The organism is Streptomyces sp. NPDC048643, assembly GCF_040650615.1.
GTDB lineage: Bacteria > Actinomycetota > Actinomycetes > Streptomycetales > Streptomycetaceae > Streptomyces.
Genome location: NZ_JBEZHO010000048.1, coordinates 47,217 through 67,065, shown reverse-complemented (window position 1 = coordinate 67,065; position 19,849 = coordinate 47,217). Strand labels below are relative to the sequence as shown.

Annotated in this window: 24 protein-coding genes and 1 pseudogene; 14 read left to right on the top strand and 11 right to left on the bottom strand. The window is 71.1% G+C overall.

The genetic code is table 11. The features are described 5' to 3' along the window. A partial coding sequence (locus tag AB0C62_RS33510) for a maltotransferase domain-containing protein (RefSeq protein WP_362979671.1) occupies positions 1–669 on the bottom strand: 669 nt, incomplete at its 3' end. Positions 670–775: 106 nt separating this feature from the next. After that, positions 776–967: pseudogene (locus AB0C62_RS33505) on the bottom strand (DUF5133 domain-containing protein); the annotation flags it as partial. Between the two features lie 323 nt (positions 968–1,290). Here AB0C62_RS33505 and AB0C62_RS33500 point away from each other — a divergent pair. The 5 genes from AB0C62_RS33500 to AB0C62_RS33480 all read left to right on the top strand — a co-directional run bounded on the left by AB0C62_RS33500 (position 1,291) and on the right by AB0C62_RS33480 (position 7,127). Further along, positions 1,291–1,806 (top strand): pep a2, encoded by a 516-nt coding sequence (locus AB0C62_RS33500; protein WP_362979669.1) that lies wholly within the window; start codon positions 1,291–1,293, stop codon positions 1,804–1,806. 42 nt (positions 1,807–1,848) lie between these two features. Next, positions 1,849–3,975: a glycogen debranching protein GlgX gene (gene glgX / locus AB0C62_RS33495; RefSeq protein WP_362979667.1), complete on the top strand. Its 2,127-nt coding sequence runs from the start codon at positions 1,849–1,851 to the stop codon at positions 3,973–3,975. Between the two features lie 112 nt (positions 3,976–4,087). Next, positions 4,088–5,476 (top strand): FAD-binding oxidoreductase, encoded by a 1,389-nt coding sequence (locus tag AB0C62_RS33490; RefSeq protein WP_362979665.1) that lies wholly within the window; start codon positions 4,088–4,090, stop codon positions 5,474–5,476. A gap of 188 nt (positions 5,477–5,664) precedes the next feature. Beyond that, a complete protein-coding gene (locus tag AB0C62_RS33485) occupies positions 5,665–6,180 on the top strand; it encodes a hypothetical protein (RefSeq protein ID WP_362979663.1) in 516 nt (171 codons plus the stop codon). 110 nt (positions 6,181–6,290) lie between these two features. Then, on the top strand, positions 6,291–7,127 hold the full coding sequence (locus tag AB0C62_RS33480) for a hypothetical protein (RefSeq protein WP_362979661.1): 837 nt from the start codon (positions 6,291–6,293) through the stop codon (positions 7,125–7,127). Positions 7,128–7,154: 27 nt separating this feature from the next. On the opposite strand, the gene AB0C62_RS33475 is transcribed toward AB0C62_RS33480, so the two are convergent. Further along, positions 7,155–7,697, bottom strand: coding sequence for a hypothetical protein (locus AB0C62_RS33475; protein ID WP_362979659.1), 543 nt, complete (start codon positions 7,695–7,697; stop codon positions 7,155–7,157). Between the two features lie 363 nt (positions 7,698–8,060). Between AB0C62_RS33475 and AB0C62_RS33470 the strand changes: the two genes are divergently transcribed. Then, entirely contained in the window at positions 8,061–8,711 is a 651-nt protein-coding gene (locus AB0C62_RS33470; RefSeq protein WP_266610622.1) for a DUF4360 domain-containing protein, read from the top strand. Positions 8,712–8,804: 93 nt separating this feature from the next. On the opposite strand, the gene AB0C62_RS33465 is transcribed toward AB0C62_RS33470, so the two are convergent. After that, positions 8,805–9,011: a hypothetical protein gene (locus tag AB0C62_RS33465; RefSeq protein WP_362979657.1), complete on the bottom strand. Its 207-nt coding sequence runs from the start codon at positions 9,009–9,011 to the stop codon at positions 8,805–8,807. Positions 9,012–9,207: 196 nt separating this feature from the next. On the opposite strand from AB0C62_RS33465, the gene AB0C62_RS33460 reads away from it, so the two are divergent. The 5 genes from AB0C62_RS33460 (at position 9,208) to AB0C62_RS33440 (ending at position 13,900) form a co-directional block, all read left to right on the top strand. Continuing rightward, positions 9,208–9,447 carry a chaplin gene (locus AB0C62_RS33460; RefSeq protein ID WP_362979655.1) on the top strand — a complete coding sequence of 80 codons (240 nt, stop codon included), beginning with the start codon at positions 9,208–9,210 and terminating at the stop codon, positions 9,445–9,447. Positions 9,448–9,655: 208 nt separating this feature from the next. Continuing rightward, complete coding sequence (locus AB0C62_RS33455; RefSeq protein WP_362979653.1) at positions 9,656–10,537, top strand: hypothetical protein; 882 nt, start codon at positions 9,656–9,658, stop codon at positions 10,535–10,537. 130 nt (positions 10,538–10,667) lie between these two features. Continuing rightward, on the top strand, positions 10,668–10,919 hold the full coding sequence (locus AB0C62_RS33450; protein ID WP_362979651.1) for a hypothetical protein: 252 nt from the start codon (positions 10,668–10,670) through the stop codon (positions 10,917–10,919). 11 nt (positions 10,920–10,930) lie between these two features. After that, positions 10,931–12,109 carry an SPFH domain-containing protein gene (locus tag AB0C62_RS33445; protein WP_362979649.1) on the top strand — a complete coding sequence of 393 codons (1,179 nt, stop codon included), beginning with the start codon at positions 10,931–10,933 and terminating at the stop codon, positions 12,107–12,109. A 324-nt stretch (positions 12,110–12,433) separates the two neighbouring features. After that, positions 12,434–13,900 (top strand): FAD-binding protein, encoded by a 1,467-nt coding sequence (locus tag AB0C62_RS33440; RefSeq protein WP_362979647.1) that lies wholly within the window; start codon positions 12,434–12,436, stop codon positions 13,898–13,900. 28 nt (positions 13,901–13,928) lie between these two features. Here AB0C62_RS33440 and AB0C62_RS33435 read toward each other — a convergent pair whose 3' ends face one another. The 3 genes from AB0C62_RS33435 to AB0C62_RS33425 all read right to left on the bottom strand — a co-directional run bounded on the left by AB0C62_RS33435 (position 13,929) and on the right by AB0C62_RS33425 (position 16,042). Further along, entirely contained in the window at positions 13,929–14,876 is a 948-nt protein-coding gene (locus AB0C62_RS33435) for a TauD/TfdA family dioxygenase (protein WP_362979645.1), read from the bottom strand. Positions 14,877–15,197: 321 nt separating this feature from the next. Further along, positions 15,198–15,665, bottom strand: a complete 468-nt coding sequence (locus tag AB0C62_RS33430) for a peroxiredoxin (protein ID WP_358820677.1) — start codon at positions 15,663–15,665, stop codon at positions 15,198–15,200. Further along, entirely contained in the window at positions 15,662–16,042 is a 381-nt protein-coding gene (locus AB0C62_RS33425; RefSeq protein WP_081222665.1) for a hypothetical protein, read from the bottom strand. Before AB0C62_RS33425 ends, AB0C62_RS33430 begins: the two co-directional genes overlap by 4 nt. Before the next feature lie 275 nt (positions 16,043–16,317). Between AB0C62_RS33425 and AB0C62_RS33420 the strand changes: the two genes are divergently transcribed. Next, entirely contained in the window at positions 16,318–16,491 is a 174-nt protein-coding gene (locus AB0C62_RS33420) for a CsbD family protein (RefSeq protein ID WP_362979642.1), read from the top strand. 133 nt (positions 16,492–16,624) lie between these two features. Further along, positions 16,625–17,029, top strand: coding sequence for an ATP-binding protein (locus AB0C62_RS33415; RefSeq protein ID WP_362979640.1), 405 nt, complete (start codon positions 16,625–16,627; stop codon positions 17,027–17,029). Between the two features lie 51 nt (positions 17,030–17,080). Here the strand turns inward: AB0C62_RS33415 and AB0C62_RS33410 are convergent, their stop codons facing one another. From AB0C62_RS33410 to AB0C62_RS33395, 4 genes are all read right to left on the bottom strand, one after another. After that, positions 17,081–17,434 carry a hypothetical protein gene (locus AB0C62_RS33410; protein WP_362979638.1) on the bottom strand — a complete coding sequence of 118 codons (354 nt, stop codon included), beginning with the start codon at positions 17,432–17,434 and terminating at the stop codon, positions 17,081–17,083. A gap of 169 nt (positions 17,435–17,603) precedes the next feature. After that, positions 17,604–17,909: a hypothetical protein gene (locus AB0C62_RS33405; protein ID WP_362979636.1), complete on the bottom strand. Its 306-nt coding sequence runs from the start codon at positions 17,907–17,909 to the stop codon at positions 17,604–17,606. A 109-nt stretch (positions 17,910–18,018) separates the two neighbouring features. Further along, complete coding sequence (locus tag AB0C62_RS33400; RefSeq protein ID WP_362979634.1) at positions 18,019–18,453, bottom strand: ATP-binding protein; 435 nt, start codon at positions 18,451–18,453, stop codon at positions 18,019–18,021. 114 nt (positions 18,454–18,567) lie between these two features. Continuing rightward, positions 18,568–18,828, bottom strand: a complete 261-nt coding sequence (locus AB0C62_RS33395) for a WhiB family transcriptional regulator (protein ID WP_081222660.1) — start codon at positions 18,826–18,828, stop codon at positions 18,568–18,570. Between the two features lie 250 nt (positions 18,829–19,078). Between AB0C62_RS33395 and AB0C62_RS33390 the strand changes: the two genes are divergently transcribed. Then, complete coding sequence (locus AB0C62_RS33390; protein WP_362979632.1) at positions 19,079–19,798, top strand: GAF and ANTAR domain-containing protein; 720 nt, start codon at positions 19,079–19,081, stop codon at positions 19,796–19,798. The last annotated feature ends 51 nt before the right edge of the window (positions 19,799–19,849 follow it).

Genomic DNA, 19,849 nt, shown 5'->3' with positions numbered 1-19,849 from the left:
GAACGTGCCGTGCACCGGGGGGTCCAGCTGACCGGACTCCGAGCGCGGGAAGAACTCGTACCAGGAGCCGTACAGCGCCCGCTCCCGCTCCACCAACAACGGCAACGGGAGCGAACGGGTGAGCCGTTCGCGCAGCGGATGGCAGGCGAGAGCGGCGTCCACCTCCGGGCGGAGAGCCGCCGCGAGGCGGTCGGCGGGTGTGCGGGAGTCGTCGCGCAGGGCGTCGGCGGCGGCTCGCACGCTCTCCCGGCCAGCGCCCTCGGGGACACCGGCGGCGGCCCGCTCGTACAGCGCGGCGCCCTCCTCCAGGACGAGACCGACGTCGAGGCCGGCGGGAATCTTGATCTCCGCGGCGCGCCGCCACCCGGTCACCGGGTCGCTCCACGCCTCCACCTGGTAGGTCCAGCGGCCCACGGCCGTGGGGGTGACGTCCGCGCCCCAGCGGTCGGTGCCGGGGGCCAGTTCGCGCATCGGCGTCCAGGGGCCCGGACGGCCTTCGGGATCGCACAGGACGACATCGGCGCCGACCACGTCATGACCTTCACCGAAGAGGGTGGCCGTGACCTGGAACGTCTCACCGGCGACGGCCTTCGCGGGCAGCCGGCCGCGATCGACGACCGGCCGCACGTCCACGACAGGGATACGGCCGGTGTCCGTGTGCGCGTCCATGCGTCTCGCCTCCGCGGTTTCTGGGCCCGACGCGTCACGCTCGCCGCCGAAGGTCCCTGTCGTGTGCGGTCCTTGTGACCGTCCTTCAGATCCGTGCCGGAACGTCCTGGATGTAGACCTCGGCGGCGTCGGCCGCCTCGCGCGCGCAGCGCTTCCCCATCAGGACGCACAGGGTGTAGCCCGTGTTCTCGAAATTCCCCCGCACCACGTGGTCGGCGGGGGTCGCCAGATGCAGACGTTCCCAGGCCCGGTAACGCTCCAGATGCCGGGCGACCTCGGATTTGGCAGGCAGCAGCATCACGCTGGTCACCTTCCGATCTCTCGACCGCGCACGGCTCGCCTGGGCGGCGAGTGAGGGCCGTACGCGAAGGGGAGCCGGTCTGTCACGGACCGACACCCTCACTCATGGTGCCTGTGCGGGCACCGAGCGTCTTGTTGGCACTTCAACTACAGCGGTGCCGCTCTCGGTGCTCTCGGCCGCTCTCGAGTTGCACGGATGGAGTAGCACTCCCACTCTGGGAGTGACTCAGGAGCGATCACCGCTCACGCTTCGTGTTCGGGGCCCGGTCCCACAGGGATCCGGGAAGGGGCGAGAGCTTCGCCGGTGAGGAGCAAACGACGATGAAAGCCGCAGTTCCCTCCTACTACCACCTCGACGTGGAGCTCAGCCCCGAAAGGGTCGGACAGGTCAAGCGCATTCTGGCCGCACACCTCCGGTACTGGAACCTGGAGAATCTCGTCGAGTCCGTCTGCCACTGTGCCGAAGCGCTGCTTCGCACGATCGAGCAGCACGCCACGGACAAGAACACGACCATCGAGATGTGGTGGAACGGCCAGCGCCTCATCGCCGCCGTCTCGGACAACAGCCAGGACATCCGCCCGCACAACGCACCCCAGGGATGTCTGGCCCAGATCGCCGCGCTGAGCGACGGCTGGGGCGGCTGTGCCACCGACGTCGGCGGCAAGATCATCTGGTTCTCGTGGCGTGCCCGCGCCGCCGAACACGCCCCGCTGGACCCGCCGCTGCCGGCGCCCAGCCTGCGCGAGGCGCGTCGGACGCCCCGGTACCTCGTGCTGCCGGACACCGTCCTGTCCACCGCCCGCGACGACAGCGAGGCGGTCGCCGCCCACGGATGAACCCGCCAGGACAGCCGCACGTGATCACCGTACGGTGATCACGTGCTCACCACCTGGAACGGGCGCCCCTACCCGCTGGGGGCGACATACGACGGCGAAGGAACCAACTTCGCTCTGTTCACCGAAGTCGCCGAGCGCGTCGATCTCGTTCTGATCGACGCGCTCGACGACGTCCGGACGGTCCCGCTCACCGAGGTCGACGGCTTCGTGTGGCATGCCTACCTCCCGGGCGTCGGCCCCGGGCAGCGTTACGCCTATCGGGTGCACGGCCCCTGGGACCCCGCCGCGGGCCACCGGTGCAACCCGGCGAAGCTGCTGCTCGACCCGTACGCCAAGGCGGTCGACGGGCAGGCCGACAACGACCCCTCCCTCTTCGAGCACGATCCAGGCGGCCCGTCCCCCGCCGACAGCGCGGGCCACACCCCGCTCGGCGTGGTCACCGACCCCGCCTTCGACTGGGGCGACGACCGGCCACCGCTGCGCCCCTACGCCGAGACGGTGATCTACGAGGCCCATGTGCGCGGCCTGACCCGGACGCACCCGGGGGTGCCCGAGGAACTCCGCGGCACCTACGCGGGCCTGGCCCACCCGGCGGCCGTCGAGCACCTGACCTCGCTCGGGGTGACGGCGGTCGAGCTGATGCCGGTGCACCAGTTCGCGCAGGACGGCTTCCTGCGCGACCGCGGTCTGTCGAACCACTGGGGCTACAACACGATCGGCTTCTTCGCGCCGCACAACGCGTACGCGGCCCACGGCACCCGAGGTGAGCAGGTCGCCGAGTTCAAGTCGATGGTCAAGGCGCTGCACGCGGCCGGCCTCGAAGTCATCCTCGACGTCGTCTACAACCACACGGCCGAAGGCAACGAGAACGGCCCCACCCTCTCCTTCCGCGGCCTCGACAACGCCGCCTACTACCGCCTGGTGGAGGGCGACCCGGCGCACTACTACGACACCACCGGCACCGGGAACAGTCTGCTGATGCGGCACCCCAACGTGCTCCAGCTGATCATGGACTCGCTGCGCTACTGGGTCACCGAGATGCACGTGGACGGCTTCCGCTTCGACCTGGCGGCCACCCTGGCCCGCCAGTTCCACGAGGTGGACCGGCTCTCCGCGTTCTTCGACCTGATCCAGCAGGACCCGGTCGTCGGTCGCGTCAAGCTCATCGCCGAGCCCTGGGACGTGGGCGACGGCGGCTACCAGGTCGGGAACTTCCCGCCCCTGTGGTCGGAGTGGAACGGCAGGTACCGCGACTCCGTACGGGACTTCTGGCGCTCCGGCGACCACACGCTCGGCGAGTTCGCCTCCCGGCTGACCGGCTCCTCCGACCTCTACCGGCACGACCGCAGACGGCCGCGCGCCGGCATCAACTTCGTCACCGCGCACGACGGGTTCACCCTGCGCGACCTGGTGTCCTACAACGACAAGCACAACGACGCCAACGGCGAGGACAACCGCGACGGCGACAGCGACAACCGGTCCTGGAACTGCGGCGCGGAGGGGCCCACCGACGACGAGGGCGTCCTCGAACTGCGCGGCCGGCAACAGCGCAACCTCCTCGCCACCCTGCTGCTGTCCCAGGGCGTCCCGATGATCTCCCACGGCGACGAACTCGGCCGCACCCAGCAGGGCAACAACAACGCCTACTGCCAGGACAACGAGATCTCCTGGATCGACTGGGAGCTCACCGACGAGCAGCGGGAACTCATGGAGTTCACCCGCCGCGCCATCGCCCTGCGCGCCGCTCATCCCGTCCTGCGCCGCCGCCGCTTCTTCCTCGGCGACACGGTGACGCACGAGGGCCAGCCGCTGCCCGACCTGATGTGGCTGCGCCCCGACGCCCGCGAGATGACCGACGAGGACTGGACACGCGGCGACGCCCACGCCGTCGCGGCCTTCCTCAACGGCGACGCGATCGCCGAGACCGACCCGCGCGGCGGCAGGGTGGTCGACGACTCCTTCCTCCTCCTGCTGAACAGCCACTGGGAGCCCGTCGTCTTCCGCCTCCCCGACACGACGTACGGGGAGCGGTGGACGGCGCGGATCGACACCGCCGACCCCCAGGGCGTACCGGACGAGGCGGAACGCAAGGCGGGCACCGACGTCCGGGTCGAGCCCCGCAGTCTCGTGCTCCTTTCCCGACCGCCCAGGACCGGGGCTCAGGCGTAGGCTGGTGCTGAATCGGGCTGGAACGGGCGCAGAGGACCCATCGGCGGGACCGGCGACGGGCCCGGGGACCGGCACCGGAACCCCGAGCGGTCCCCGGATGCGGTGAACCCACATGTCCATGACGCCGGCAGAAGCGGCGCGCAAGGAACTCTCCGGTTTCGAGGGGCAGCTGATCGGCCCCGACGACTCCGCGTACGACGAGGCCCGCGCCGTCTACAACGGGATGATCGACCGGCGGCCCGCCCTGGTGGCGCGGTGCACCGGCCCGGAGGACGTCGCCCGGGTGATCGGCTTCGCCCGCGACCACGGACTCCCGCTCGCGGTCCGTGGCGGCGGCCACCACGGCGCGGGCCTCGGCACCTGCGACGACGGGGTGGTGCTCGACCTCTCTCCGCTGAAGGACATCGAGGTCGATCCGGCCGCACGGACGGTGCGGGTCGGCGGCGGCTGTGTCTGGGGCGAGGTCGACCGGGCCACCAACGAACACGGGCTGGCCACGCCGAGCGGCATCATCTCGACCACGGGCGTCGGTGGCATCACCCTCGGCGGCGGACTCGGCCATCTCAGCCGCATGTACGGGCTGACCATCGACAACCTGCTGGAGGCCGACCTCGTCCTCGCGAGCGGCGAGCGGGTCCGGGCGAGCGCCGACGAGAACCCCGACCTCTTCTGGGCGATCCGGGGCGGTGGCGGCAACTTCGGCGTCGTGACCTCCTTCCTGTTCCGGCTGCACGAGGTGGACACGGTCGTCGCCGGGCCCACCTTCTGGCCGGCCGAACTCGGCGCCGAGGTCCTCACCGCGTACCGCGACTTCCTCCCCGACGCGCCGCGCGAGCTGGGCGCCTTCTTCCTGTTCGGCTCGGTCCCGCCGGGACCGCCGTTCCCGGAGGAGACCCATCTGCGGAAGGTCTGCGGCGTGGTGTGGTGCCACCTCGGCGAGGACACCGACGCGGCCGCCCAGGCGATGGCGCCCCTTCTCGGCGCGCTGCCCGCGCCCCTGCTGCACGGCCCGGCCCCGATGCCGTTCCCCGCGCTGCAGTCCGCGTTCGACGGCGTCTACCCGCCCGGCGACCAGTGGTACTGGCGCGCCGACTTCGTCGACGAGATCCCCGACGAGGCCGTCGGCGCGCACGCGCGGTTCGGCTCCGAACCGCCGACCTGGAAGTCGACCATGCACCTCTATCCGATCGACGGCGCCGTCCACGACCACACCGCGGAGGACACCGCCTGGAGCTACCGCGACAGCCGCTGGGCCTCGGTCTTCGCGGGGGTGGACTCCGACCCGGCCAACGCCGGTCTCGTCGAACGGTGGAGCGTCGAGTACTCCGACGCGCTCCACCCGTACTCCGCGGGCGGCGCGTACGTGAACATGATGATGAACGAGGGGCAGGAGCGGGTGCGGGCCGCCTACCGCGGCAACTACGACCGGCTGGCCCGGGTGAAGGCCGACCGGGACCCGCACAACCTGTTCCGCCTCAACCAGAACATCGAGCCGGCGTGACGCCCGGGAAACGTGATGTGCAGCACGCGCGGAATTAGCCCTCTCGGGTGACGCGGAAACGTTCTGGCTGGGCACGGCTTGATCGCTGATCAAGGAAAGCGAAATACCTGGCCACAGGGTGTTCGACCCATTTGACACGTCGTCGAGGGCACAGATAGGAACAACTCTCTGAAGTGGAGAGGTGAACTGTGCGCGAGCCGAACGTGGTCGGGGACTGGCAGGAGTACGACGAGCATGCCGGCCTGCGTGTCCGCGTCCACGGGGTGGAGAAGGCGGAGCCCCCGCGGGGGCGGGACGACGCCGCCGACGACCTCACCTACTTCCGGTTCCGGGTGACCGTCGAGAACCGCACCACCGAGCACTTCGGCATCCACCTCGAAGACGGCCAGATCGACATCCGCGTCGGATCCGACGGCGAGAGCGCCTTCCTCGACTGGCGGAACTCCCAGTTCATCGAGGGCTTCGACGTCTATCCGCTGCGCCGGGCCACGGCGGTCCTCTTCGCCGCGGGACCCGACACCGCGCTGCACCGCGTCGACATCCAGGTGGCGCTCAAGGTCGACGACGAGTGGGCCGAGCGCTTCCTCTGGGCCGGTGGCGTCGAGAACGACGAGGCCCTCGAAGCGGATGCCCGCCCCGACACGGCCAGGGACAGCCTGGCCTGCCAGGTGAGCAACTTCCTCCGGCGCGAAGCGGAGTCCTGAGCCCGCCACCCCTCGGGGACCGGCTCCGGGCGCCCTGACCGACGTGGTCTTCCCGGCGACACGATGCCGGGCGAAAGGTGTGGTTCGTCCTGCCCGGCTAGGGTCGCCTGATGAGCCGAACCGAAGCGCGCTCCGAAGGGGCGGGCCCGTTCACCACCCGGCTGACCTGGCGTCTCATGGACGGGCGGACGGCGGTCTGGGAGTCGCGCCGGGCGCGCAAGCGGGGCCTGCTCAGCGTCCGCGAACCGGGAGAGACGGCGGCTCGTTCCCGGCGGGCGGACACCGTGTCGATCGGGCGGCTGCGCAGACTGAACACCGTCGCCGCCACCGCGTTCACGGTCGGCGGGGCCCTGTTCGCCCTCGGCGCCGGGGTGGCCCAGTACGGATCGCACGGCGCGTCGGGCGCCTGGATCTACTTCGTCGGCGGCCTCTTCTTCAACACCGGCGGCTACGCCTCCCTGCTCCAGGCGGTCAACGCCCCTCGCCAGGACCACGACTCCGGTGTCCTCGCCGGTCGGCGCTGGAGATGGTGGAGTTACGAGCCCGGCCGGATCGACTGGCTGAGCACCTTCGTCCTGTTCGTCGGAACACTCGTGTTCGGCGTCAACCTGCTGGACTCGCTGCTGCAGGGCCTGTCGGTCCAGCAGGTGAACCGGCTGATCTGGGCCCCCGACCTCGTCGGCTGCGCGCTGTTCCTGATCTCCGGGCATCTCGCGGTGGTGGAGGTCTGCCGCGGCCGTCCGCGCGTGCTCGCCCACGAGGTGGGCTGGTGGATCGTCGCGATCAACCAGCTGGGATCGGTGCTCTTCCTCGTCTCGGCACTGGCCGCCTTCACACGACCCGAGACGGGCAGCCTCGTGAACATCGACATCGCCAACTGGGGGACCCTCGCCGGAGCGCTGTGCTTCTCGGCCGGGGGTGTGATCCAGTTCTTCGAGCGTCCCTGAGGCCGGACGCGGTGGGGAAGCAGGTCCTCAGCGGTCGCCGGCCGGGTTGCCCTCGACCCACTGGATGAGCAGCTTCCGTACGTACGGATTGCCCTCCTGCGCGGCGTGCGCCAGGCGCTCCGCGCTCGCCCGTGCGGTCCGCCAGCCCGCGGGACCGTCCTCGTCGTGGGCGCGGTCCGCGGCGGACAGGGCGTCGGCCGCCAGAAGACGCAGCTCCTCGGCGAGGTCGTCGTCCGCGGCGGCCCGGTACGCCTCCAGGCGCAGCGCGGTCAGGTCCTCGGGTGAGGGGGCGGGCCGCACGGGCGGCTGCGCGTAACCGCTCACCGCTATCACCACGCAGAAGGTGGCGACGTCCCGCCGGCTCTCCGACTGGCCCTTCGCGACGGCGGGCGCCAGCCAGGTGGGAGCCCGCCGGTGCGAGACCGCCGTGGCGACGACGAGGGCGACGGCCAGGATCGTGAACGGGACCCAGCCACCGAGGAACCAGCCGATCGGCCCGAGCACCAGAAAGCAGACGGCACTGCTCATCCATATGCGACGGCGGCCCAGTCTCAGGTGTCGTGGATCCATGGGCCTCAGTGTCGCAGGGGCGTGCGCGACGCGAGGAGGGGGCGGGCGATTCGCACGGGCACGTCGTCTTTCGGCCCCCGTCGCCCCAGGTGTGAACGACGGGTGCCGAATGGCCGGAGATGGTCCTGTCCGCCCCGGCCGGCCCTCCATACGATTCGGTCGCTCCCCGGGCTTCACGGCTCCTTCACAACCGGGGGCGGGCCGCGCACGCCTTCCTGTCATGCGCATGCCCAAAGGAGTCGGACGTGATCCAGCGCAACGGTCCGCGACGGTCCCCCGTCCGCACGGGGGACCGCACCCCCCTTTCACCGCGGCGCACCTCCGTGCCGCCGCCGGAACACCGACGCAACGGATTGGAACACCATGGCTGGTGGGCTGTTTCTGGGTGGCGCGATCGCCGCCCTGTTCGCCGCGGCGCTTCCCCTGTCGGACCCGTCCTCCGGGATCGTCGACCCGCCCCCGGACAAGATCGTCATCAAGGTCGCCACGGTGAACGGCTCGGGCTGTCCCCAGGGGACCGCCGCCGTCGCCGTCTCGCCCGACAACACCGCCTTCACGGTGACCTACAGCGAGTACCTCGCCCAGGTCGGGGGCAACGCCGACCCCACCGCGTTCCGCAGGAACTGTCAGCTCAACCTGATCGTCCATGTCCCGCAGGGCTTCACGTACGCCGTCGCCAGCGCCGACTACCGCGGTTTCGCCTCGCTGCAGCGCGGCGCCGCCAGTACGGAGAAGGCCTCGTACTACTTCCAGGGGTCCTCCAGTACGGCCGCGATCACCCACCCCTTCCGCGGCCCCTACGACGACAACTGGCAGACCACGGACACCACGGAGTGGTCCCAACTGGTCTGGGCTCCCTGCGGGGTTCAGCGCAACTTCAACATCAACACGGAACTGCGCGTCAACGCGGGCACCTCGACGCCCGGCAGCAGCAGCTTCATGACCATGGACTCGACGGACGGTGACATCAGCACCGTCTACCACCTCGCCTGGAAGGAGTGCCCCGCCTCCTGACCCGTCGGCCCGACGGGCAGCGGCTCGGCCGGCTCCGTCGCATCGGAGCCGGCCGAGCCGCCACGCGTACCGGCGTCGCCGCCGGGCGGGTGTCTAGGGCAGCAGCTTGTCCATCGCCGCGGAGCCCTCCTTCTCGAGCTTGCGCTCCGCCCAGGCGAGGTTCTCCGGCGTGACGTCGCGGCCGGCGGCGAGCACCAGGTCCTCGGCCGTCACCGGCCCCTCGGTCCCGGTGTGCAACAGCGTGTCGGGGGTCGCCCGGTCCTCGGGGGGTACGGACGCGTCGGGCTGGCTCGTTGACATGGTCTCTCCCTGTTCCGCCTGATCTGTCTCTCACGCTACGGGCATTCCGTACGCCCCGCGCGACGCGCCCGTGGCCCTCCCGGCCCGCGGGCGGCCGTGACGGAGGTGCCCCCGTTCGGCCGAACTGCGATGTCCCTCGCCGCCTTCGGAGGTGATGGTGGAGGAGCTCGCACCCCCACCATCGAAGGAGCTTGGAATGCGTATTCGTCTGATGGCAGCCGCCGGACTCGCCAGTGTCGCCCTGCTGGCCACCGCCGGGACCGCCGCCGCCGACCCCGGCCCGGACGCGGTCGGCGTCGCGGCGAACAGCCCCGGCGTCCTGTCCGGCAATGTCGTCCAGATCCCCGTGGACCTCGGTCTCAACGTCTGCGGCAACTCGATCGACGTGGTGGGGCTGCTGAACCCGGCGTTCGGCAACTACTGCGAGAACGGCTGACGATCATGGTCCGCCGGGCAGGGTCCGTCCCTGCCCGGCGCGCGGCCGGAGCCGGCGGGTGCGTCCCGCCGGCTCCTCGTCGTTCCCGGCGAACTCCTCCCGTGCGGTGATCCGTTGCCCGGCGTCCATCCGTTTGGTCTGTACATGCCCATCCTGGTGGGGTCAGACTGTGCGCCGACCCGTCACCCCCCACCGAGGAGCAGACCTGATGCGCACGACCGCACGGCAACGTTGTCACCCGGTCCTGGCCGGTCTCGTCACACTCGCCACGGCCGCCGTCCTGTCGGTTGTCACCGGCGCGCCCGCGACGGCCGCCGACACCTGGAACGAGGTGGGATCGGACCGCGCCGACCCGCTGACCGAGAGCCAGGGCCTCGCCTCCGTCGAGGTGCCCGCGGGGAGCCCCAACCGCTACACCGGCATCGGCACGATCCCCGTCGGAGTGAGCAGCCGCGGCTGGAACCACGTCGGCGACCCCGACACCTCCTACGACGGTCACTACATCGAGCCGTACCAGAGCGACTCCGGCGGTTCGAAGATGTTCCGGGTGCAGGCGCCGGGCGGCGGCTGGTCGGAGTACGTGCACGCGCTGAACGCGGGAGAGGCGCCGAACAACTCGTTCGTCGCCGTCACCCCGGGCGGATCGTGGATGGTCTCCGGCGAGTACGGCACGATGGACCGGCTCCTGGTGTTCCCGACCCCCGGGGTCAACCCGGCCACCTCGCCCGGGGCGAACCTCCCGCAGGTCTCCACCGTCCGCCTCGACCACGGCGTGCGGGACGTACAGGGCTGCGACTTCGTCACCTCGACCCGGCTGCTGTGCTCGTCCGACGACCCGGCCGGCACCCTCTTCGGCATCACCAAACCGCTCCTCCAGATCGACCTCACCGCCGAGCCGAACGGCACGGCGGACGTCTCCGGGCATGTCACCGCCCTGCGTCAACTGCCGCTGCGCAGCTCCTGCTCGGGCACCTTCGAGGCCGAGGGCATCGACTACGACCGGCGGACCGGCACCCTGCGCGTGGTCGTCGTGTCACCGGGCTTCTGTGTTCTGACCGACAGCAAGACCTACCGCTTCACCCGGAGTTGAGCCCACACTTCGATGACGGAGCGGGCGCGTACCCCCTCGGACGGCCTCCGGGGCGAAGGGGGGCGTACGCGCCCGAACGGGGTAGGTCTATCGTCAGAGGCAGATTCAGAGTGATGGGGGGTGGCCGGCTGTGGTGGAGGACGAAGCCGTGATCGGCTGCACGGGGGAACTGCTCATCGGCACACGTGGATCCGCCGGTCCCGGCGAGATCCTGGTGCGAGTGAGAGGCGGATCCGAGACCTTCCTCGCCTGGTCTCGGGAGCCCCTTCCGATCGGGGCGACCGTGCTTGTGATCGAGTCCCGTGGATGCCGCGAGGTCGGCGTCATCCGGTGGACGGATCCGCTGGACGCGCTCGACGGCGACGCCGTCGGCGCAGGCTGAGGAGGAGAAGTATGTTCGGTTACCGCGTTCCCGCCCCCGATGAGGCGATGTTGATCTCGGGTGGCAGGCGGGGACTGGGGGGCGCGCCGTTCCGCGTGGTGACGGGGCACGGCAAGTTCGTGTTGCCGGTCTTCCGCAAGACCCGCTTCCTGACCCTGTCGATGTGCGAGGCCGAGGTCACCGAGACCTGTGTGACCAGGCAGGGCATCTCGCTGCACGTCCGTGCCGTGATCGCGTTCAAGGTCGGCAACGACACCGAGAGCATCATCAACGCCGGGCAGCGCTTCCTGTCGGACCAGGACCAGATGTCGATCCTGACGGGCCGCATCTTCGCGGGCCATCTGCGGTCCATCATCGGCTCGATGACGGTCGAGGAGATCGTCACCGAGCGGCAGAAGCTCGCCGCCGAGGTCCTGGACACCTCGAAGCTGGAGATGGCGAAGATCGGCCTGATCGTCGACTCGCTCCAGATCCAGTCCATCGACGACGGTGACACCGGCTACATCGACGCGATGTCCGCGCCGCACAAGGCCGCCATCCAGCGCCAGGCCCAGATCGCCCAGGCGCAGGCCACGCAGGCCTCCGTCGAGGCGGAGCAGGTCGCGGCGCGCAACCAGGCCGAGTACGCCCGGCAGACCGCGATCGTCCGGGCGGAGTACTCGGCGGAGGTGGACCGCGCGCAGGCGCAGGCCGCCCAGGCCGGCCCGCTCGCCCAGGCCCACGCCCAGCAGGAGGTGCTCGCGGCGCAGACCGAACTGGCCGAACGCGCCGCCCAGTTGCGCCAGCAGCAGCTGGTCGCCGAGATCGTCCGGCCGGCCGAGGCCGAGGCCGAGCGGATCAAGGTGCTCGCCATCGCCGACGCCGAGCGGATGAAGATCCAGGCCGAGGCGGCCGCCTCGCACGACCGGGTCGCGCTCGACCGGATGCTGATCGACCAGCTCCCCCTCATCGTGAAGGAGGCGGCGGGCGGCCTCGCCGGAGCGAACGTCAACGTCCTCAACGGCGCCGACGGCCTCGGCGAGATAGCGGCCGGCCTGGTCGCGCAGGGCCTGACGATCCTCGACTCGGTCCGCCAGAACCTGAGCGGCCAGAACGGCCAGAGTGCCGAGCAGCCGAGCGGCCGGCTCGAACTCCCGGGCTCCTCCCGCCCGGAGAAGGGCGCCGGCGCGGAGGGCGGTTCGTCCTCCTGACCTGAGGTCCGCGTTCCGCCACGGCGGCCACCGCCGTGTCACGGCCCTCCGAGCGTTGCCCGGACGACCGCGACTCCCGCTTCGACGGGGACGGTCGTGATCGGCGCGTCGGACGTGATCCGCGGGCCCACCGCCTGACATCGGCCGCCGTCCCTCCCGGGGCGGCGGCCGCGTAGTTCCCCGCCCGGTACGCGCGCACCCCACGCACCTCGCCGTACCCGGCAGCCCAAGGACCTCGATCGAAACAACAGGCTCCTGAGTCGCCCAAGTCCCTTACACTCTGCGCAAGTTGATCGTCAGACGCGGCCGCCCCAGGAGGAGCGCATGCCCCGGAAACCCTCGCGACGTACCGCACTGCAGGGCCTCGCCGCCACCGGCGCCGCCGTCATCGGGTTCGATCCCTTCACCCGGAGCTGGGCGGCCACCGACACCGGCCGGCCGCTCGCCCGCCTGCCCCGGCTCGACGGGAGCGTGCGCACCGACGACGCGTCCCTCACCTCCGCCTCCGACGACTTCGGCCACATCGTCCACCGGCGCCCGCGCGCGGTGCTCCGGCCGGGCTCGGTCCGTGACATCGTCGCGATGGTCCGCTTCTGCAACCAGCACAAGCTGTCCGTCGCCCCGCGCGGCCAGGGTCACGCCACGCAGGGCCAGGCCCAGGTAGACGGTGGTCTGGTCATCGAGACGAGCCCGCTCGCGGCCATCGGCCCGGTCGGGCGCGGCAGCAGGACCGTGACCGTCGGCGCGGGCGCCAAGTGGAGCGACGTCGTCAAGGCCACGCTCGCCCACGGGCTGACCCCGCCCACTTTCACCGACTACCTCGAACTGTCCGTCGGCGGAACCCTGTCGGTCGGCGGCGTCGGCGGCCAGACCCACCAGCAGGGCGCCCAGGTCGACAACGTGCGCGAACTCCAGGTCGTCACCGGCGCCGGAGACCTCGTCCGCTGCTCACCCACCGAACACCGGGACCTGTTCCTCGCGGTGCTCGGCGGACTCGGCCAGTGCGCGATCATCGTCGGCGCCACGCTGCGCCTGGTGCCCGCACCCGGAGCCGTACGCCACTACCTCCTCCCGTACACGGACCTGCGCACCTTCCTCGACGACCAGCGGCTGTTGGTCCAGGAGGGCCGGTTCGACTACGTCGAGGGCCAGGTGACGCCCGACGCCGACGGCGCCTTCAACGGCTACCTCATCGAGGCCGTCGCCTACGGGCCGCCCGTCGGACCCGCCCCCGACGACGCTGCGCTGCTGCGCGGACTGCGCCACGACCCGGCGGGGGTCCAGACGAGCGACCTCGCCTACTACGACTTCCTCGACCGGCTCGCGGCGAGCGTCGCCGCGCTCAAGGAAGCCGGCCTCTGGGCGTTCGCCCACCCCTGGCTGAACCTGTGGCTGCCGGGCCGCTCGGCCACCACGCTCACCGCGTCGCTGCTGGAGGACCTCACCCCGGCCGACCTCGGACCCGGCGTCGTCCTGCTGTACCCGGTGCTGCGGAAGAGCCTGCACACCCCGCTGCTGCGCACGCCCGACGACCCGGTGCCCTATCTGCTGGCCGTGCTGCGCACCACCCCGCCGGACGACACCGCGACGGTCGACCGGCTCCTCGCCGCGAACCGCGCCGCGTACGAGACGGTCCACGCGGCCGGCGGCACCCACTACCCGGTCGGTTCCGTCCCCTTCGGCGCGGCGGACTGGCGCGAGCACTTCGGCCCCGAATGGCGCCGGCTCGCCACGGCCCGCCACACCTACGACCCGCGCGGAGTCCTGGTCCCCGGACAGGGCATCTTCTGACGCTCGGCCGTCGCAGCCCGGCCCGGGCTCACCAGCGCCCGGGCTCGCTGCCCACGATCGGCGCCGACGGCTTCCCGTCGACCCCCTCCGGAACGTCACCGGCCAGCATCACCCGGTGCATGACCCGGGGGTGGTCGACGTGCGCGGTGTCGCTCGGCGCCAGATGGATGGTCGCCCGGTTGTCCCAGAAGGCCACACTCCCCGGCTCCCACCGGAAGCGCACCGTGTACTCGGGCCGGACCGCCTGCTCCAGCAGCATGTCCAGGATCGCCAGGCTCTCCGGCCGGGACACGTCGAGGATCTGCTCGACGTAGTAGCCGTTCACGAACAGGACCCGCTCACCCGTCTCCGGGTGCACCCGCACCAGCGGATGCTCGGTGGCGACCTGCCGGTCGAGCAGATGACGGGCGTACGCGTCCTCGCCGGGGCGCGTCTGGTACCCGACGCCCAGCCGGTGCTCGGCGCGCAGCCCGTCCACGAAGGCACGGACGGGAGCGGAGAGGCCCGCGTAGGCGACGGCCAGGTTCGACCAGGTCGTGTCACCGCCGTACGGGGGCACGGTCTCGGCCCGCAGGATCGTCGCGGCCGGCGGGTCGACCCGGGCGCCGTGGTCGCAGTGCCAGCCGCGCAGCAGGGAGTGGCGGCGCCGGCGCAGCCACTCCTCGTGGTCCATGCCGTACCGGCCGCCCAGTTCGAGGCGGTCGGCCGTCGTCTCGACCTCCGGGAAGTCCTTCGGCGAGGCGCTGCCGCGGGAGCGGAGGCGGACCGGCTCGCCGAAGCGGCGGGCGAAGGCGACATGGGTGGTGTGGTCGAGCCGCTGGCCGCGGAAGAACACCACCTTCCAGCGCAGCACGGCCGCCCGGATCGTGGCGACCACCTCGTCCGGCAACTCCTCCGCCAGGTCGACTCCCGTGATCTCGGCGCCGATGTGTCCCGCCGCCGGCTTCACTTCGAGACGTGTGACCTGGTCCGTCATGGTGGCTCCGTTGATCGTCCTGTCCGTGTCGGGTCCAGCATGACCGCTGGGCCGGACACCCGACAGGGCGCCTCGTACGGAAGGCGCTCGGCGCACACGGGAGGCGCGCCGCACACACGGGGTGTGCGCCGCGTCGCGCAGCCGACCCGTCGCACTCCCTGGTGGCGGAGCGTGCCGGGTGTCGAGAATGAGGCGCAGTGAACGGGCCCCACCCTCCATCCGCATAGGGGCGGGGTCCGTTCACACGTCACGTCATGTCACAACACGCCAGGCACGGAACGGCCGTACGGCGGCTCGCCGACCGGCGCCGCGGACCCCCGCTCAGCCCTTGTGGTCGCGCAGTGCGGCGAGAGCGCGGTCGGCGTGGGCGCTCATGCGCAGTTCGCTGCGGACCACCTCCAGGACGGTGCGGTCCTGAGCGATGACGAAGGTGACCCGCTTCGTCGGGGCCAGCGAGAAGCCGCGCTTCACCCCGAACCGCTCCCGTACGGTGCCGTCGACGTCGGACAGCAACGGGAAACCGAGCGTGTGGCGGTCGGTGAACTCCTTCTGCCGGTCCACCGCGTCACCGCTGATGCCGACCGGCCTGGCGCCCGCGCCGGTGAACTCGGTGGCCAGGTCGCGGAAATGGCAGGCCTCGGCGGTGCAGCCGCTGGTGAGGGCGGCCGGGTAGAAGAACAGCACCACGGGGCCCTCGCCCAGCAGTTCGGACAGGCTCCGGCTCGTGCCGGTCTCGTCCGGCAGCGTGAAGTCCTCGACGGTGTCGCCCACGTTCACCCGTGTCGTCATGACCGTCCCTCCCCGGCACGCGCGACGCCGCGTGCCCACATCACCAGCGGCACCTGGAGCGGGAGTCGCGCGAGGGCGGCCGCCTTGAGCGGCGCCGGGCGGTTCCGCCAGTCCACGGCCATCTGGACGTTCGCGGGAAACACCCCGACGAAGAAGGCGGCGGTGGCCAGGGCCGCGACCCGGCGGGTGCGGGGCAGCGCCACCCCGGCCGCGAGGGCGAACTCGACGACTCCGCTCGCCCGCGTCCAGGTCCGCGCGGCTCCCGGCAGAACGCGCGGGACGGTGGCGTCGAACTGCCGTGGTACGGCGAAGTGGGCGACGCCCGCGGAGGCCAAGAGGCCTGCGAGCAACAAGGGTGAGCGTTCGGACCGTGGCACGGTTCCTCCTCAGGGGGCCTGTCGCGCGATATTACTGGAGGGTAAGTGCCCGTGGTGCGCACGGGAAGCGTCGATTGCGTGCCACATGGCCACCGGTGGCCGCTCGGTGCCACCGCTCAGGGTGCCGTGGGGAGTGGAGCCGGGCCCGCTGCGGCGACGCTATTCGGCCCGTCGCGCGAAGTCCGCGGAATGCGGGGTCTCCGGGTTTGGGCGATCGATTCACGGTCAGCCGTAGTAATGAATGGCATTGTCGAGCAGTGAGGACGTGAACTGCGATGGCCGAGAACGACAAGACCCGAGCCATGATCGAAAAGGCGAAGGGCAAGGCCAAGGAGACCGTCGGACGTGCGGTCGGCAATGAGCGCATGGCGGCCGAGGGCAAGATCGAACAGTCCAAGGGCGATGCCCGGCAGGCCAAGGAAAAGGCCAAGGACGCATTTCGGCACTGATGGTGGCCCATTCGCCAGGGCCCGTCGTGTGTATTCCGCGACGGGCCCTGTGACATTCCGGGCAGGAGAGGCGGAGCGAACAATGTGCGGGGAGTACCAGAGGTCGTCCACCGGCACGGTGGCCGTGGCGCGTATGACCTCGACGGGGCCCGAAAGCCCGGCCGACGCGCGGCAGGAGGTCAGGCGCGCCCTCGCGGCGCGGTCCGGGAGTCACTCGTGGGCCGATGAGGACGCCGTCGGTGACGCGCTGCTCGTCGCCTCGGAACTGGTCAGCAACGCGATGCTGCACGGCGGCGGTGTCACGCGGTTCGAGGTGACGCCGACCGAGCGGGAGGTACGGCTGTCGGTGAGCGACCGCAGCGATCAACGCCCCGCGTCCGCCGGACGGTTCGACGACACGGGACGTCTGCGGGTGGGCGGGCACGGTTGGATGATCGTCTGCACCCTCGCCAGCGACGTCGCCATCGCGCCTCTGCGGACGGGAGGCAAGCGGATCACCGCCGTGGTGCCGCTCTCACCGTCCGCCGCGAGGGTCTGAACTCGCGCACACCGCAGGAGTGTCGGCCGTGTCGGCCTCCGTGTCGACGGCTCAGGCCGTCAGGGCGTGGGAGGACGCGGAGGACCTCCGCGACGCGCTCGTGTCCATGGCCGAGGAACGGGCCGCGGCCTGGACCTGGTACGTGGTCTTCGCGGGGTCGACCAGCGCGTCCCCCAGCACGATCCGGCCCGCCGCGTGCAGCGCGTCGCACTCGCCCGTGGGCAGGGCGACATAGCAGCCCCCGCGCCCCGTGGTGGGATCGAGGGGCATCCAATAGCCGTACCGGCGACGGCCGTTCGCGTGCACGGTGAGGCGGACGGCGAAACGCCGCTGGGTTATCAGACGCAGCACTTCGGCCCCGCCGGCGCTGAGCGGGGTGTGGGTCCGGGGGAGCGGCCGCAGCATGGTCACCATCCTCCGATCGGGCCTCGCGGCGCGGTACGGGGCTGCGGGGTGAGCGTCATGAACATGCGGCCTTTCGACGGACGGGTCGGATCACGCATCGCCCGGGGCGGTGACGTTCTCGCTGCTCGGCATTGTTCCGCAGCGCACTGACAACGCGGGCGGAGCGGTTTCAGCGGCGTCGCACGGACGCCTGCGCACGGTTGGCCCGCGCGGTGAGCTGCCCCTGCACGAAGGGGTCCGTGGCGGGGTCGTACGAGCCGGCGTGGTCGGCGAGCGTGTCGGTGATCCGCTCCCACTCGTCCAGTTCCGCCCGCGTCCCGACCGACTGCCGCCCGTCGGCCGCACCGTCCTCGGCCGCCCGCTCGGCCTCTTCGAAGGCCGCCTTCGCCTGGTGGTGATTCATCCCGGTGGCGGCGTCGCGGACCCGCTCCCAGGCGGCGTGCTCCTGTCCGGACGGCTCGTGTTCCGTGCTCAATGCGTCACCTTGATCGTGTGGGGGAACCGGTTCCTTCATCGGACCCGTGTGCCCTGTTCGAAGGAAAGGACACCTGGGAGTCCGCCGGCGGTTCCCTCCACGGCCTTTCTCACCAGGGCAGGAAGGCGTGGATGTCCTTGCCGTCCGACCGCACGATCACGCTGACCTGGTCGCACAGGGCGTTGACGAGATGCCACCCGATGCCGCCCCCACCCTCCGAGGGGCGGAAGCGGCGCGGGGCGGGCCGGGTGGTGCTGCCGTCGCGCACGGTCACGTGCACACCGTCGAAGGTGGGACGCATGAGCAGCTCGAAGGGGCCGGGAGCGTACTGGATCGTGTTGGCGGCCAGCTCGGTGACCACCAGCAGGATGTCGTCCCAGTGCTCCTCCGCGGAGGGTGGCGTCGTCCGGGCCAGGGCGCGCAGATAGCCGTCCGCGGCCAGCCGCGCGTCGGTCACGTTGCGCAGCTCTCCACCGAACGCGCTGGTGAGCGTCCCGAACTCCTCGTATGACGGTTTCTTGTTTCCGCTCGGATCGATTTCCATCGCGCCCTTCGTTCGGATCTCGTCGGCGGTACGTCTTGCGCTCTGTCGCGACCAGGCCACCTGGATCCGTACCCGGTCCTGCTTTGAGGACCCGGCCTCTCCCCGCTGTTCCGGCTAGGCCGAGGCGTCCTGTGTACGGCGGCGGGCCCGGCGGCGGGCCAGCGAACGACGCTCGGTCTCGCTCGTACCGCCCCAGACACCTACGCTCTGGCCCGATTCCAGCGCCCAGTCCAGGCACGCCTCGCGAACCGGGCAGCCTTCGCACACGGCCTTCGCCTCCTGGATCTGCAGCACGGCAGGACCGGTGTTGCCGATCGGGAAGAACAGGTCGGGGTCGACGCTGCGGCAAGCCGCGGAATCACGCCAGTTGTCCATTACGGGCCTCCTGTGAGCGAAGCGGATGCGTTCTGCGGTGTTCGGTCCTCTCTCGGGTCACCAGTGATCGCCCCTGTGAAACGGGCCGGGCGTGCAAAGATCCCGTGGATACCGAAAAAGGCCGCCCCGGCGCCGGGCCGGTCCGGGGGAAAACCGCGGGCGGCCCCGTCCCCTCGCACCCGATCGGCGCGGGGGGCGCGCCGGGGTGGCAAGATGGAACCCCGGGTGAACGGCGGTTGCGATTCGACGAATGAGCAGGTGGCCCATGGTGCAGGAGTCCGGCGACGTCTGGGAGAAGTTTGCCCTCGCCCTGGCGGACATGGCACGTGACCTGCTCGCACAGGACTCCGTCAAGGACACCCTGGACCGGATCGTGGAGCACGCGAGCGTGCTGATCAACGGCTGCGACGAGGCCGGCATCCTCACCGTGCGCCGCGGCGAGGTCAGCGCGCTGGCCGCCACCAGCGACGTCGTCCGCGTGGCGGACCGGATCCAGCAGGACCTGCGGGAGGGTCCGTGCTTCGACGCGGTCACCGAGCGGCAGCAGCTGTACGCCATCGAGGACCTGCGGCGACCCCACGAGAAGTGGTCCCGCTTCGCCCCCGAGCTGAGGAAGCTCGGCATGGGCAGCATGATGGGCTTCCTGCTGTTCACCGAGGACGACGAACTCGGCGCCCTCAACGTGTACTCGCACCGGCCGAACATGTTCGACGAGACGGCCCAGCGCGCCGGCTGGATCCTCGCCTCGCACGCGGCGGTGGCCCTCTCGGCCGCCCGGACGCACCAGCAGCTCGCGCACGCCCTGGAGACCCGTCACGAGATCGGTGAGGCGATGGGCATCCTCATGGAGCGCCACGGCCTCAGCGAGGACAACGCCTTCAACGTCCTGAAGAAGGCGTCCCAGGACCACAACATCAAGCTGCGGGAGATCGCCCGCAAGGTCTGCGAGACCGGCGAGCGTCCCAGCTGACACCGACGGCCCGGCAGCACTGCCGGGCCGTACGGCTGCGACGACCCCGTG